General features: G+C 71.3%; 13 protein-coding genes and 1 pseudogene. 5 read left to right on the top strand and 9 right to left on the bottom strand.

Annotated elements, in window-relative coordinates; genetic code table 11:
• Positions 1-36: 36 nt before the first annotated feature.
• Entirely contained in the window at positions 37-1,203 is a 1,167-nt protein-coding gene (locus ACIGYR_RS35090) for a citrate synthase/methylcitrate synthase (protein WP_399607773.1), read from the bottom strand.
• Between the two features lie 111 nt (positions 1,204-1,314).
• Here ACIGYR_RS35090 and ACIGYR_RS35085 point away from each other — a divergent pair, with 111 nt between their 5' ends.
• From ACIGYR_RS35085 to ACIGYR_RS35070, 4 genes and pseudogenes are all read left to right on the top strand, one after another.
• Complete coding sequence (locus ACIGYR_RS35085; protein WP_399607771.1) at positions 1,315-2,571, top strand: citrate synthase; 1,257 nt, start codon at positions 1,315-1,317, stop codon at positions 2,569-2,571.
• 53 nt (positions 2,572-2,624) lie between these two features.
• Positions 2,625-3,566, top strand: a complete 942-nt coding sequence (locus tag ACIGYR_RS35080; protein WP_399607768.1) for a sucrase ferredoxin — start codon at positions 2,625-2,627, stop codon at positions 3,564-3,566.
• A 199-nt stretch (positions 3,567-3,765) separates the two neighbouring features.
• Entirely contained in the window at positions 3,766-5,460 is a 1,695-nt protein-coding gene (locus tag ACIGYR_RS35075; RefSeq protein WP_399607765.1) for an ATP-binding protein, read from the top strand.
• A pseudogene (locus ACIGYR_RS35070) lies at positions 5,460-6,139 on the top strand (response regulator). The gene ACIGYR_RS35075 and the pseudogene ACIGYR_RS35070 overlap by 1 nt, the downstream one beginning before the upstream one ends.
• 28 nt (positions 6,140-6,167) lie before the next feature.
• On the opposite strand, the gene ACIGYR_RS35065 reads toward ACIGYR_RS35070, so the two are convergent.
• Genes ACIGYR_RS35065 through ACIGYR_RS35055 form a run of 3 tightly spaced genes read right to left on the bottom strand, consistent with a single transcriptional unit; the run spans position 6,168 to position 8,935 of the window.
• Positions 6,168-7,220: an ABC transporter substrate-binding protein gene (locus tag ACIGYR_RS35065; protein ID WP_399607763.1), complete on the bottom strand. Its 1,053-nt coding sequence runs from the start codon at positions 7,218-7,220 to the stop codon at positions 6,168-6,170.
• Positions 7,221-7,266: 46 nt separating this feature from the next.
• Positions 7,267-8,130: an ABC transporter permease gene (locus tag ACIGYR_RS35060; protein ID WP_399607760.1), complete on the bottom strand. Its 864-nt coding sequence runs from the start codon at positions 8,128-8,130 to the stop codon at positions 7,267-7,269.
• Positions 8,120-8,935, bottom strand: coding sequence for an ABC transporter ATP-binding protein (locus ACIGYR_RS35055; protein WP_399607757.1), 816 nt, complete (start codon positions 8,933-8,935; stop codon positions 8,120-8,122). The genes ACIGYR_RS35060 and ACIGYR_RS35055 overlap by 11 nt, the downstream gene beginning before the upstream one ends.
• A gap of 157 nt (positions 8,936-9,092) precedes the next feature.
• Here ACIGYR_RS35055 and ACIGYR_RS35050 point away from each other — a divergent pair, with 157 nt between their 5' ends.
• On the top strand, positions 9,093-9,782 hold the full coding sequence (locus tag ACIGYR_RS35050; RefSeq protein ID WP_391847484.1) for a response regulator: 690 nt from the start codon (positions 9,093-9,095) through the stop codon (positions 9,780-9,782).
• Positions 9,783-9,797: 15 nt separating this feature from the next.
• Here the strand turns inward: ACIGYR_RS35050 and ACIGYR_RS35045 are convergent, their stop codons facing one another.
• From ACIGYR_RS35045 to ACIGYR_RS35025, 5 genes are all read right to left on the bottom strand, one after another.
• Positions 9,798-11,393 (bottom strand): cation acetate symporter, encoded by a 1,596-nt coding sequence (locus tag ACIGYR_RS35045; protein ID WP_399607754.1) that lies wholly within the window; start codon positions 11,391-11,393, stop codon positions 9,798-9,800.
• Positions 11,390-11,938 (bottom strand): DUF485 domain-containing protein, encoded by a 549-nt coding sequence (locus ACIGYR_RS35040; protein ID WP_400014391.1) that lies wholly within the window; start codon positions 11,936-11,938, stop codon positions 11,390-11,392. The genes ACIGYR_RS35045 and ACIGYR_RS35040 overlap by 4 nt, the downstream gene beginning before the upstream one ends.
• A 69-nt stretch (positions 11,939-12,007) precedes the next feature.
• Positions 12,008-12,697 (bottom strand): response regulator, encoded by a 690-nt coding sequence (locus ACIGYR_RS35035; RefSeq protein ID WP_399607749.1) that lies wholly within the window; start codon positions 12,695-12,697, stop codon positions 12,008-12,010.
• Positions 12,694-13,845, bottom strand: coding sequence for a sensor histidine kinase (locus ACIGYR_RS35030; protein WP_399607746.1), 1,152 nt, complete (start codon positions 13,843-13,845; stop codon positions 12,694-12,696). The genes ACIGYR_RS35035 and ACIGYR_RS35030 overlap by 4 nt, the downstream gene beginning before the upstream one ends.
• Positions 13,842-14,363 (bottom strand): DUF1453 domain-containing protein, encoded by a 522-nt coding sequence (locus ACIGYR_RS35025; protein ID WP_399607743.1) that lies wholly within the window; start codon positions 14,361-14,363, stop codon positions 13,842-13,844. The genes ACIGYR_RS35030 and ACIGYR_RS35025 overlap by 4 nt, the downstream gene beginning before the upstream one ends.
• Positions 14,364-14,701 lie beyond the last annotated feature (338 nt).

The following is a 14,701-nucleotide window of genomic DNA, read 5'->3' as shown; positions in this document are numbered from 1 at the left end:
GCGGACCAGGATAAAAGGGTCCTCGACGCGGATGCGTCAGCCGGCGACGGGCACCGCGACCGGCGGCCGGGGTCCCACATAGCGCGCCACCGGACGGATGATCTTGGAGTCGGCCGCCTGCTCCAGGACATTGGCACTCCAGCCCACCACCCGTGCCGCCGCGAAGGTGGGGGTGAACATCTCCCGGGGCAGTCCGCACAGTTCCATGACCACACCGGCGTAGAACTCGACGTTCGTGTGGAGCTCGCGGCCGGGCTTCAGCTCGGCGAGGATCGCCTCCACCCGGCGCTCGACCTCCACCGCGAAGTCCACCCGCGGGCCGCCGAAGCCGAGGGCGGTCTCCCGCAGCATCCGTGAGCGAGGGTCCTGCGTGCGGTAGACGGCATGCCCGAAGCCCATGATCCGGTCGCCGGCGAGGACCCGCTCACGGATCCAGGGGTCGATCCGGTCGGGCGTGCCGATCGCGTCCAGCGTGTCCAGGGCGCGGCTGGGCGCGCCTCCGTGCAGCGGCCCGGACAGGGCGCCGACGGCACCCGTCAGACAGGCCGCGATATCGGCACCCGTGGAGGCGATGACGCGTGCGGTGAAGGTTGACGCGTTGAATCCGTGGTCAATGGTTGAGATCAGGTATTGCTCGACCGCGCGGGCCCGGCGCGGATCCGGTTCCGAACCCGTCAGCATGTACAGGTAGTTGGCCGCGTACGACAGATCCGCACGCGGCTCGACCGGGTCGAGCCCCCGGCCGAGCCGGTACAGCGCGGTGAGCAGGGTGGGTACGGCCGCGCAGACGGCGACGGTGTCGGCGCGCCGCCGGTCGGCGTCGATGTCGTACACGGGCCGGAGTCCCCGGGCGGCGCCCAGCAGGGACAGTGCCGTGCGCAGTCCGGACAGCGGTCCGGACAGACGGCCGGCGGCGGCGATCGCGGGCAGGGCCGCGCGGACGTCCTCGGGCAGACGCCGCAGGGCGGCCGTCTCGGCGGTGAAGGCCGCGCCGCGCCGCGCTTCGGGGAGCGTGCCGTGGACCAGGAGATGCCAGACGTCCTCGAAGCTCCGGCTGCGCGCGAGGTCGACGGCCGAGTACTGCCGGTAGTGGTAGAAGCCCTCCCCGCCCCGGACGTCACCGACCTCGGTCTCGGCGACGACGACGCCCGCGAGACCGCGTGGGGCGTCGATGAGCGGGGTGGTGACGCTGTTGATGGTCATGGTTCCTCCCTGAACTTGATCCGACTGTCCATGCTTGACTCCGATTCTGTCAATATTGATTGAATCAATGCATCGCAATCAAGGTGTGCAGAGGCGACTACGGTGACCCCCATGCGCGATCACGACACCGCTCCCCACCATCCCGGGCGCCGGCTGACCACCAAGGAGACCGCCGAACTGCTCGGCGTGAAGTCCGAGACGGTCTACGCGTACGTGAGCCGCGGCCTGCTCAGCAGCAGACGCGAACCCGGCGGCCGGGCCAGCACCTTCGAGGCCAAGGAGGTGGAGGCCCTCGCCCGCCGCAACCGGCGTGAGGCGGCCGGGAGTCCGGGCTCCGGCGGTGACCTGTCCGTCCGCACCCGGATCACGCTCATCGAGCGGGACCGGTACTTCTTCCGGGGCGTGGACGCGGTCGAACTGGCCACCCGGCGCTCCTACGAGGAGGTCGCGGAGTGGCTGTGGACCGGCCTGCTGACGCCGGGGGTGACGTTCACGGCGCCCGACGACACCGTCAAGGTCGCCCGCCGGGCGGTGGACGCCCTGTCCGAACACGCCTCACCCGTCGACCGGCTGCGGGTGGCGGCGGTCGCCGCGGCGGCCGAGGATCCGCTGCGCTTCGACCTGTCCGAGGAGGCCGTGCTGAACACCGCGCGCATCCTCATCCCCACCCTCGTCGCCGCGCTGCCGCCGGCCCGGCACGACCACAAGGACGACGGGCCGCTCGCCCACCGCCTGTGGGGCCGGCTGACCGGCCGCCCGGCCGACGAGGCGTCCCTGCGCGTGCTGGACACCGCACTGGCCCTGCTCGCCGACCACGACCTGGCGGCGTCCACGCTCGCGGTCCGGGTCGCCGCATCGGCCCGGGCGCACGCCTACGCGGCCGTCTCGGCCGGCCTCGGCGTACTGGAGGGCCCGCTGCACGGCGCGGCCAGCGGCCTGGCCCACCGGATGCTCCTGGACGTGCTCGACCAGGGCACGGCGGTTCCGGTGATCGCCGAGGAACTGCGCGCCGGCCGCCGTGTACCCGGCCTCGGCCACCGGCTGTACACGGGCGAGGACCCCCGCGCGCGTGCGCTGTTCGGCCTGCTGGAGCAGGTCCCGCGCGCGGAGTCCGCGCTGCTCGCGGCCCGGGACGTCGTCGCCACGACCGCCCGGCACACCCCGCTGTACGCCAACGTGGACCTGGCGCTTGCGGTGTTCACCGCGTCCTGCGGCATGCCGTCCACGGCAGGCGAGACGATCTTCGCCGTCGCTCGGACGGCGGGCTGGATCGCCCACGCCCTGGAGGAGTACGGCGAGCGTCCGCTGCGCATGCGGCCCAGCGGCCACTATGTCGGTCCGCGCCCGCCGCAGCCCCTCCCGGAGTAGGACACACCCGGGCCGGAAGTCCCCGCGCGGAGAGTCAGGTTAGGCTCACCTCTGTGAGTAGGTGTGCGACCGTCTCCCGGAGCCTCGACGAGCCGGTGTCCGGTACGGCTGCCACGGCGACGACGTGGCTGCTGCTGGAACAGCCCGGCCCGTGGGGTGCCAAGGCGCTCGCCTCCAGCCACCTGGACCCCACGCTGGGCCGGGCGCTGGAAGCCGCGGCCGAGGGGACCGGCGTCCGCATCGCGCTCATCCGGCGCCCCGGACGCCATGCCGACCCCGGCACGCCCCCGGTCCGGCAGGTGTACGCCGCGCACACCGTTCCCGGGCGCGTGTGGCTGCACAGCGCCACCACCAGGGATCCGCAGCGGCTGCTCGGCCTCGACTTCGCCGCCCTCGGGGCAGGTGACCACCGTTCCTTCGGCGCGGCGCTCGGCGGACGGCCCCACCGGGGTGACCCGCTGGCGCTCGTGTGCACCAACGGCAAGCGCGACCGCTGCTGCGCCCTCCTGGGCCGCCCCCTCGCCACGGAGCTGGTCGCGTCGGGGGTGCGTGGTGTCTGGGAGGTCACCCATCTGGGTGGACATCGGTTCGCGCCCACGGTGCTCGTCCTGCCGTACGGCTACGCCTACGGCCGCGCCGAGGCACACACCGTCAAGGAGGCCCTGCACGGCGTCCAGGAGGGGCGTGTGGTGGTCGAGGGGTGCCGGGGGTGTTCCGCGTGGGAACGGCCGGGCCAGGCGGCGGAGCTGGCCGTGCGGTCGGCCGCGGGCGAGTACCGGGCGGGCGTGCTGAGCGTCGTACGGACCGAGGGCACGGCCGCGCGCCGGCATGTCACCGTCACCCACACCGACGGCCGCCGGTGGCGGGTCACCGTGGCGCAGGCGGCGTCGCTGCCGCCCCGCCCGGAGAGCTGTGGCGCGGCCGTGCTGGGTGCGCCCGCGCGGATGGACGTGATCGAGGTGCGTGAACTGAGGCCGACGGCGCTGGCGAGCTAGGCGGCGGCCGGTGTGACCGCCGCCCATGATCGCTGCCGTGACCGGTCAACGTGACCGGTCAACAGGTCAGCGGTCGACGCTCTCCTTGTCCGTCCCGACGGCATTCGTCAATGGTTGATCGCCGAGTCACGCGATGGATCAAGCGATCCACGCCACATCCTGTGGGGTGCCCACGGCCACCCCCCGTACCGTCGTGGGTATGAGCCCCACTCCACCCGCACCTCGTCTGCGCCTCGGTCTGCCCCGGCGGATGTTCTCCCAGGTGCTGCTGATGCAGGTGGCGATCGCCGCGGGCGTGGCGGTGCTCGCGACCGGGCTCTTCCTGGCACCGCTGAGCAAGCAGCTGGACCAGGAGGCGATGCGCCGCGCACTGGCCATCGCCGAGACCACGGCACAGGACCCGCAGATCTCCGAGGGCGTCCTGAACACGGCGCCGACCAGCGACGGCCCCGTCCAGCAGGAGGCCGAGCGAATCCGGAAGGCCACGCACGCCGAGTACATCGTGGTGCTCGACCGGCACTGGGTGCGCTGGTCGCACCCCACGCCCTCGCAGATCGGCCGGATCGTCTCCACCAACCCCTCCGACGCCCTGGGCGGTGAGGAGGTCATGGAGATCGACAAGGGCACCCTGGGGCGCTCGGCCCGCGGCAAGGTGCCGCTGTACGACGCCGGCCACCGCATCGTCGGCGCGGTCTCGGTCGGCATCGCCTACGACAGTGTGCGGGCGCGGCTGATCAGCGCGATCCCGGGGCTGTTCGCATACGCCGGCGGTGCCCTCGCGGTGGGCGCGCTGGCCGCCTGGCTGATCTCGCGCCGGGTTCAGCGGCAGACCAGGGACCTGGCCTTCTCGGACATCTCGGCGCTGCTCGCGGAGCGCGAGGCGATGCTGCACGGCATCCGGGAGGGCGTGGTCGCGCTGGACCGGAGCGGGCGCGTCCGCCTGCTCAACGACGAGGCACGGCGGCTGCTGGGCATCGGGGACGAGGCCGTCGGGCGGACCCCGGACGAGGCGCTCGGCGCCAGCCGTACGACGGACGTGCTGGCCGGCCGGGTCACCGGCACCGATCTGCTCACCGTGCGCGGCCAGCGCGTCCTGGTCGCCAACCGCATGCCCACCGACGACGGCGGCGCCGTGGCCACCCTGCGCGACCGCACCGAACTGGAACAGCTGGGGCGCGAGCTCGACTCCACCCGCGGGCTGATCGACGCCCTGCGCGCCCAGGACCACGAGCACGCCAACCGCATGCACACCCTGTTGGGGTTGCTGGAGCTGGAGATGTACGACGACGCCGTGGAGTTCGTCGGTGAGGTGGTCGGGGACCACCGGGCCACCGCCGAGCAGGTCACGGAGAAGATCCAGGACCCGCTGCTGGCCGCGCTGCTGGTCGGCAAGGCGACCGTGGCGGCCGAGCGCGGGGTCGCCCTGTGGGTGTCGGAACGCACCCGGCTCCCGGACCGGCTGATCGATCCGCGTGGGCTGGTCACCATCGTGGGCAACCTCGTGGACAACGCCCTCGACGCGGTCGCGGGCACGCCGCACGCGCGTGTGGAGACCGAGTTGCGCGCCGAGGGCCGTACCGTCGTCCTCCGGGTGCGCGACACAGGTCCCGGTGTCCCGGAGGGTCAACGCGCGTTGATCTTCACGGAGGGCTGGTCCACCAAGAAGCCTCCCGCGCACGGCAAGCGGGGCATCGGGCTCTCCCTGGTGCGCCGGCTCGCCGAACGGCAGGGTGGGAGCGCGGCCGTGGGCACGGCGGCCGGCGGTGGTGCGGAGTTCACCGTGGTCCTGCCCGAGGCGCTGACCGAGCCGGCACCGGAGCCGGCGCTCACCGGGTCCGCGGAGCCCGGCGCGCGGACGGCGAACGTCTCCGTCACCGCCGAGGAGGAGGCGTGATGATCGAGGTGCTGGTCGTGGACGACGACACCCGGGTGGCCCGGGTGAACGCCGCCTACGTGGAGAAGGTGCCGGGCTTCCATGTGGCCGGCGAGGCGCACAACGCCGCTGACGCGCTGCGCCAGGTGGAGACCCTGCCACAGCTCGATCTCGTCCTGCTGGACCACTACCTGCCCGACGACACCGGTCTCGCGGTCGTCCAGGAGATGCGCCGCCGCGGCCACCAGACCGACGTGATCATGGTGACGGCGGCGCGGGACGTGTCGACGGTGCAGGCCGCCATGCGGCAGGGGGCGTTGCAGTACCTGGTGAAGCCGTTCGCCTTCGCCGGTCTGCGGGCCAAGCTGGAGGCGTACGCCGAGCTGCGGCGCACCCTGGACGGCGGGGCGAGGCCGAGCAGGCGCAGGTGGACCGTATCTTCGGCGCCCTGTCCGCTCCTTCGGAGCCCGGGCTGCCCAAGGGGCACTCCCCCACGACGGCCGAGCTGGTGCGCCAGGCGCTGCTGAACGCCGAACGCCCGTTGTCCGCCCAGGAGATCGCCGAGCGGACGGGGGTGAGCCGGCAGACCGCGCAGCGGTACCTGAAGCTCCTGGAGCGCACCGGCCGGGCCCGGCTGACCCTCAAGTACGGCGACGCGGGCCGCCCGGAACACCGCTACGTGTGGGCGACCCGCGCCTGAGCGGGTTCATGCGGTGGTCAGCCGGCGGTCACTTGACCGCCATGACGAACTCCGTCGTGTAGGTCCTGCTCAAGTCGACCTTCGCGTTCTTGATGTTGGGGTTGAACGCCTTGAGCACCTTCTCCACGGTCTCGGGGCCGCGCTGTGGCATCACACCGTCGTCGGTGAACATCGGAAGGGTGTTCTTGATGGCCTGGGCGTACAGGGTCTTGTTCCCCTGGGAGAAGTCGGCGGGCATCTTGGCGGCGATCTCGTCGGCACTATGCGTGGACATCCACTTGAGCGTCTTGACGAATGCGTTGACCAACTTCTGGACGGTGTCCTTGTGTCCGTTCACCCAGTCCGTCTGCATGTACAGACTTGACGACGGGTACGGCCCGCCGAGCGCTTCCTGCGAGCCCTCGGGGGTGCGCATGTCGATGAGGATCTTCCCGGCCTTCTTGTCCAGGAGTGTCGCGACGGTCGGGTCGGTGGTCATGCCGCCGTCGATCGCGCCCTTCTGGAGCGCCGCGATGAACGTCGGGCCGGCCCCCACCGCGACCGGCGTGAAGTCGCTGACCCGCACGCCGTTCTTGACCGCGAGGTACTTGGTGAGGAAGTCGGTCGAGGAGCCGAGCCCGGTCACGCCCAGTTTGCGGCCCTTGAAGTCCTTGGGCGAGGTGAGGTCGCCGGCCGCCTTGTCCGACACGATCTCCACCTCGCCGGGCGCGTGCGAGAACTGCACGACCGACTCCACCGCCTTGCCCTTCACCTGAAGGTCGAGCGTGTGGTCGTAGAACCCGACCGCTCCCTGCACCTGGCCGGAGACGAGCGCGGTCTCGGCCTGGACGCCGGCGGGTTCGCTGAGGAGCTGGACGTTCAGGCCCTCGGCCGAGAAGTGACCGAGGCGCTGGGTGAGCATCGCGGGCAGGTAGATGACCTTGTCCAGGCCACCGACCATGATCTTGACGGTCTCGCCCTTGCCGCCGCCTCCACCGGTATCGGCGGTGGAGCTCGCCGCGTCGTTGGCGCAGGCGGTGAGCGAGGAGAGGGCGAGCAGTCCGGCGGCGGCCAGGGAGACGTATCTGGCGGACTTGCGCATGCGGTTCACGTCCTTGTGGGAAGGCGGTGCGAAGAGGGGGACCGGTTCAGCTGTCCGAGCCGGCCGGCTTCCAGCGGAAGATGCGGCGCTCGGCGAAGGTCAGCAGGCCCTCCGCGACGAGGGCGACGACGGCGAGGATGACCATCGCGGCGTACACGCCGGCCGCGTTGAAGGTGTTCTGCGACTGCGCGACGAGCAGTCCGATGCCCTTGGTCGCGCCGATGTACTCGCCGACGATGGCGCCGATGAGCGCGAAGCCGAAGCTGACGTGAAGGCTGGTGAAGATCCAGGAGGTGGCCGACGGGATGACCACCTGGAGGGTCACCCGGCGGTCGCTCGCGCCCAGGATGCGGGCGTTGGCCACGAGGTTGCGGTCCACTTCACGGGCACCCTGGAAGGCGTTGAAGAACACCGGGAAGAAGACGAGCACCACGGCGGAGGCCACTTTGGACGACGGTCCGAGGCCGAACCAGATCAGGAAGATGGGCGCCAGGACGATCCTGGGGATCGAGTTGAGCACCTTGATGTACGGACCAAGGACCTCGGCGAGCAATCTGATCCGCCCGAACGCAATGCCGAGGAGTACACCGGCAACCACCCCCAGCCCCCAGCCGAGCAGCGCCTCGTACAACGTGTACCAGATCTGCTCCCCCAGGGAGCCGAGCGCTGTCCCGTGGGCCACCCAGGTGTAGATCTGGTCCCAGACCTTAGAGGGCATCGAGAAGTTGAACGGATCGATGATCTCGGCGCGGGACAGCGCCTCCCACAGTCCGAGGACGGCACCCAGGAGCACCACGCGCGCGGCATTGACGAGGAGCCTGCGCCGGCGCGCGGCCCGGGCGCGGGTCTGCGCGCGACCGGGCGTCTTGGCGGTGCCGACGACCGGGGTGCTGAGAACCTCAGGCGACATGGGCGGCACCTCGCTCGCGGGTGATGCGGACCTCTTCGCCGAGGGACTCCCAGATCTCGCGGTAGATCTCGATGAACCGGGACTGCAGGCGCACCGACTCGACCTTCCGCGGGCGGGGCAGGTCGATGTCGAAGACCTGTTTCACGGTCGCGGGTCCGGCGGTCATCACGACGACTCTGTCGGCCAGCGCGATGGACTCCTCCAGGTCGTGGGTGACGAAGACGACGGAGGCGCCGGTGCCCTCCCACAGTTCCAGCAACTCGTCCGACATCAGCGCCCGGGTCTGCACGTCGAGCGCCGAGAACGGCTCGTCCATCAGAAGGATCCCGGGATCGTTGACGAAGGTGGCCGCCAGGGCGACACGCTTGCGCTGACCTCCGGAGAGCTGGTGCGGATAGCGGTCCTCGAAGGCGGCGAGACCGACCCGGGCCAGCCACTCACGGGCTTTCTCCTTGGCTTCCGCCTTGGGCACGCCCCGGAAGCGCGGACCCGCCATGACGTTCGAGAGGACCGTGCGCCAGGGGAAGGTGGCGTCCTGCTGGAAGACGAAGCCGACCTTGTCGCCGACTCCGCAGACCGGCTCCCCGGCCACCAGCACCTCGCCCTCGGTGGGCTCCTCCAGGCCGCTGACCAGGGTCAAGGTGGTGGACTTGCCACACCCGGTGGGGCCTACGACGGCCACGAACTCCCCACGCTCGACCGTGAGGTCCAGACCACGCACGGCCGGGTGCAGTCCCCCGGACGGGGCTCTGAAGGTCTTGCTCGCGCCCCGCAGCTCAATGGCGGGACTGGTGTGTGCGCTCATGGGCCGGGACGGTAGGTGTGGCCCGGCCACAGCAGGAGTCTTGTGGGCGCAAGCCGTTCTTTTGCTCGCAAGAACCTGTTGTGCTCGTTTTGCTCGCGCTACAACTGCGGAGCCGAAACACGGGCTTGCCGCTCGTCGGCCTTGAAGGAGAGGCCCGATGATTGACGTCCTGATAGTCGACGACGACTTCCGCGTCGCCGAGATCAACGCCAAATACGTGGGAAAGGTTCCCGGGTTCCGGGTGACCGCCCGCGCGCACAGTGCCGCCCAGGCCCTGGCCGCCGTCGAACGCGGGACCATCGACCTGGTCCTGCTCGACCACTACCTTCCGGACCGCACCGGCCTGGAACTCGTCCACCGCATGCGGGAGCAGGGCCACGGCACCGACGTCATCATGATCACAGCAGCCGGCGACGTGACGACGGTCCAGCAGGCGATGCGCCTGGGCGCCCTGCACTACCTGGTCAAACCGTTCACCTTTGCGGCGCTGCGCACCCGCCTGGACTCCTACGCCGCCCTGCGCCGCACGGTCGACCGGGTGGGCGGCCGAGGCCTGACGGGACAGGAACAGATCGACCGGATCTTCGGCGCCCTGCGCACCGCTCCCCCGTCCGCGCCCGGCCTGCCGACCGGCCACTCCGAGCCCACGACCGACCTGATCTGCGGCGTCCTGCACCGCGCCGACCACCCGCTCTCGGCCCACGAGGTGGCCGCCCGGACCGGCCTGAGCCGCTCCACGGCCCAGCGCTACCTTCGCCACCTGGAACAGGCGGGCCGCCTCAGCCTGTCCCTGAAGTACGGCGACACCGGCCGCCCGGAACACCGGTACACCTGGGTGGCGCCGTAGCGGCCTGCGGTCCTCCTACGCGGCCCCTGCCCCGGTCAGCGAACGCACTTCCGTCTCGGCGTACTTGGCCTCGTCCGCTGCCTCGTCCGAGGTGACCGTGCCCAGCCAGCCGGCCAGGAAGCCCAGCGGGATGGAGACGACGCCGGGATTCTCCAGCGGGAAGTACTGGAAGTCGACTCCCGGGAACAGCGAGTCCGGGCTGCCGGACACCACCGGGGACAGCAGCACGAGCCCGATCGCCGGAAGCAACCCGCCGTACACCGCCCACACCGCGCCCCGCGTGGTGAAGCCGCGCCAGAAGAGCGAGTAGAGCAGGACCGGCAGGTTCGCCGACGCGGCGACCGCGAAGGCGAGGCCGACGAGGAAGGCGACGTTGAGATCACGGGCCAGCAGACCGAGTGCGATCGCCACGACGCCGACCCCGACCGCCGCCCATCGTGCCACCGCCACCTCGCTGCGCGGAACCCTGCCGCGGGGGCGTCGCAACGACGCGTACAGATCATGGGCCACCGAGGCGGAGGAGGCGAGCGTGATGCCCGCGACCACCGCGAGGATGGTGGCGAAGGCCACCGCGGCGACCACCGCGAACAGCACGGTGCCACCCGTGGAACCCTCCCCGCCGCCCACGTTGAGGGCGAGGAGAGGCACCGCGGTGTTCCCGGCCGCGTTGGAGGCGCGCACGGCCCGTGGCCCCACCAGTGCCGCCGCACCGAATCCGAGGACGATCGTCATCAGGTAGAAGCTGCCGATCAGGCCGATGGACCACACCACGGAGCGACGGGCGGCCCGCGCGGTCGGCACGGTGTAGAAGCGGGACAGGATGTGCGGCAGGCCGGCTGTGCCCAGCACCAGCGCGAGCCCCAGGCTGATGAAGTCGAGCCGGGCCGTCCAGTCCCCGCCGTACCGCAGTCCCGGCGCCAGGAAGGCCCTCCCATGGCCGCTGCGGTCCGCGGCGGTGAGCAGCAGCCGGTCGACGTCGCCGTGGAAACGCAGCAGGACGAGGACGGTCAGCACGATCGTCCCGCCGAGCAGCAGGACCGCCTTCACGATCTGGATCCAGGTGGTGGCCCGCATCCCTCCCAACGACACATAGATCACCATGAGCGCGCCGACGCCGATGACCGCCCATACCCGGGCCGCACCGCTGGTCCGCCCGAGCAGCAGCGCCACCAGGCTGCCCGCACCGACCATCTGCGCCACCAGGTACAGAACGGACACCACGACCGAGGACGTTCCCGCGGCGATCCGCACCGGCCGCTCGCTCATCCGCGCGGCCACCACATCGGCCAGGGTGAACCGTCCGCAGTTGCGCACCAGTTCCGCGACCAGGAACAGCACGACCAGCCACGCCACGAAGAAGCCGACGCCGTACAGCAGCCCGTCGTACCCGTACAGCGCGATGAGGCCGGAGATTCCGAGGAAGGAGGCGGCCGACATGTAGTCCCCCGCGATGGCAAAACCATTTTCCATCGGGCTGAACAGCCGCCCGCCGGCATAGAACTCCTCCGCCGAACCGCGCCGCCTGCGGCTCACCCAGGTCGTGATCCCCAGAGTGACCGCCACGAACCCGCTGAACAGCAGCAGCGCCAGCGTCTGATGGTCGCCCGTCACCTAGTTCCCCTCCGTGCTTCGCGCGCCAGTTCCTGAGTGTCCCAGCGCAATTCCAGCGCGGCCCGGTCCCGGCGAAGCCGCGCATGCCGGGCGTAGGCCCAGGTGAGCAGGAACGTCGTGAGGAACTGGCCGAGCCCCGCCACCATCGCCACGTTCACCGCCCCCGCCACGGGCCGCGCCATGAGTCCAGGCGCGGTCGTCGCGGCGACCACGTACCCCACGTACCAGACCAGGAAGGCGGCGGTCCCCGGCACCACGAACCGTCGGTACCTGCCGCGCACATCCTGGAACGCCTGGCTGCGCTGCACTTCCAGGTACACATCGCGGGCGCGCACCGCCGGCCCACCGGGCTCGCCGCGTGCGGGCGGCACCGTCGGCGCCGGCATGCCGGTCCCGTCCAGTGCGCCCCAGCCGCCGGCCAGCGCGTCGTACCAAGGATCGTCGTACGTCACGTCGCGGGTAGGCGCGCCATGGTCCTGCTGGTCCCCGCCCGAACTCTCGGGACCGTCCCCGGCTCCGCGGGACCGACCGTTGCTTGACTGCATGCCCAAGGATGGACAGAACGGGAAGATCCCTGACTCTTCTTCCTCCCGCTCTTCACCCCATCAGGTGACTCACCCGGTGGGCGGCCGCACCAGCCCTTTGCTGTAGGCGTAACGCACGGCCTGCGCCCGGTCCTTGAGACCCGTCTTGGCGAAGAGGTTGTTGATGTGAGTCTTCACCGTCGCGGTCGACACATGCAGTCTGCGAGCGATCTCCTGATTGCTGAGCCCGTCGGCGATCAGCACCAGTACCTCGGTCTCCCGTGCGGTGAGTCCGTCGGGCGCCTCGCCGGCCGCCGGGACGGGCTCCGGCTCAGGCTGCGACAGCCGTTCCAGCAACCGGCGCTGGACACTGGGCGACAGCCCCGCGTCTCCCGACAGCACGCTGTGCACGGCACGGACGATCTCGTCACCGCCCGCGTCCTTGGTGAGGTATCCCCGGGCCCCGGCCCGCAGCGCGGGGAACAACGACTCGTCGTCCGCGTAGGTGGTGAGCACCACGACCTGGGTCGCGGGGTACTGTGCCCGGATCCGCCGCGTGGCCTCCACACCGTCGCAGCGGGGCATCCTCAGATCCATCAGGACGACGTCCGGAGCGACCTCCCCGACCAGCCGTACCGCTTCCTCGCCGTCTCCCGCGGCCCCCACGACCTCCACTCCGGGCAACAGCCCGAGCAGCATCACGATGCCCTCCCGCACGACGGTCTGGTCGTCGGCCACCACCACTCGAGCGGGCCTGCTCTCCTCCTCCGTCTTCGTCATACGGGCACCTTCAGCGTCACCACGAACCCCTCCTCGTCCGGTCCCGCGTCCAGCGAACCGCCCAGCAGTTCGGCGCGCTCCCGCATGCCCAGCAGACCGTACCCGCCACCGGATCCGTCGAGTTCGCCCGGCCGGCCACCCGAATCGCGGACGCGCAGCGTCACTTCGTGCTCGCTGTAGTCGAGCCGCACATCCACCTTGGCGCCGTGGGCGTGTTTGCGGACGTTCGTCAGCGCCTCTTGCGCGACCCGCCGCACGGCCTGGGACGCCTCTGCCGGCAGGGGCCTGCGTTCACCTGTGACGGTGACCTCGGCGCCGTCGGCCGTGGTGACGAGTTCGGTCAGGAAGTCCTCCAGCGGGGTCAGCTCGCCCCGCAGTGCGGACAGCGCCTGCCGGGTCTCGGCGAGGCCGTCGCGGGCCATCCCCCGGGCGGCCACCACCCGCTCCAGGATCCGTTCGCGGTCCGCGTCGTTCTCGATCAGCAACCGAGCCGCCTCCAGGTGCACGAGCTGCGCCGAGAGGCTGTGGGCCAGCACGTCGTGGATCTCCCGAGCGATGCGGGCCCGTTCGGCCAGCGCCGCGGTCTGGGCCTCGGCCGCGCGGGCGGCGCGCTCCTGGGCGAGCAGCCGCTGCGCACTGCCCCGGGCTTCCGCGTCCAGCCGCAGGACGTATCCGGCGAGGGCCATGCCAGCCACGGTGGCGGCCGTGGTCAGCCACACGTCGTCGGTGAACGCGGAGTACGAGGCCAGCGCCACCGACGTCATGGGGACCGCGGCTCCGAGCGGCAGCCGTTCCAGCGCGGCGACGCCGGAGGCGCACCAGACCAGGAGGGCGGGGCCTTTGAAGCCTGTCGCCTCGGCGGCGATCGCGATGCCCAGGAGCCCACCCATGAGCGCGAGCGAGGGCACGAGCCGGTGCTCGTAGGTCGTCCGGAAGAAGGCCCAGGAGACGAGACCGGCGAGGACGACTCCCGCCGCCGCCGCGAGCGCCCCCATGACGCCGACGTGCCGCTGGCTGAAGGCGGCCCACAGAAGCATGCCCACCAGGACCAGTCGGACGGCCCAGCCGAGCAGACGCCGGGGACGGCTGATTCCCGCGTGGCCGAGCGCTTCCCGTGACGGCCAGCGTGTCCAGGCGTTGTCCCTCACACGCGCTCCTTCCAGGCCGACCGCTTGTCGTCACCGTACGCCGGGGCCGGACTGCTCACGGTGCCCAAGGGCTGCGCCCGCCAGGCCAGGATTGCGCCCCGGACCAGCAGGGTGCCGGCGAGGCCGAGCATCAGTGCGGAGCTGTCCTGGTGCAGGCCGAGTGTGGAGCCGAGGGCGAAGACACCGCCTCGCAGGGCTATGCCCAGGACCCAGACGGCGACGCTCGCCTTGGTGCTCTTGGTCCACACGATGCCGTCCGGCGCCGTCCAGATGCGGGTGGTCCAGCCCCAGCCGACACCGGTGGCCAGGCCGATGAGGATCTCGACCGCGAGCAGTACGGCGGATTCCGCGCGGTGGTGGACGTCGAGGATGCCGGGCTCGCGCAGCGCGACGACGGCGAGGACCACGGGGAGCAGCCACCAGCGGCGGTCCGTGTCGATCGAGTGGGCACGGAACTGCCGTGCGATCACTATGGCGACGACGGCCACGATCACCAGCGCGTTGACGAGCCCGGACATCGGAGCCTCCGTGAGCGAGAAGGTGGTGCCGGAGCCAGTGCTGCCGACGCCTTCGAAGCTACGGAAATCCGCAGGTCAAGGGATCGGACCCCGGGTGGATCACGGGTGGAACCTCTGGGTGGCCCGCCTCCACCCACAGGTGGAGAGACCCCGTGGGCCATGCCTTGGCCGGACGCGGTCCGGAGGCGAGCCGGTCGTCGAGCGGGGCCGTGCCGCAGGGTGGCGGAGGTGAGCGGGGCGGTGCCGCGAAGTGGTGCAGGTGAGCGGTGGAGGCCGGCGGCTGCAAGGCTGGACGGCTGCCCGTCGGGCTCAGGCCGCCCGCCCGATTCAGCCGTCAG

The organism is Streptomyces sp. NPDC053076 (assembly GCF_044546845.1).
Classification (GTDB): domain Bacteria; phylum Actinomycetota; class Actinomycetes; order Streptomycetales; family Streptomycetaceae; genus Streptomyces.
This window is presented reverse-complemented; position numbering and strand designations above follow the sequence as displayed.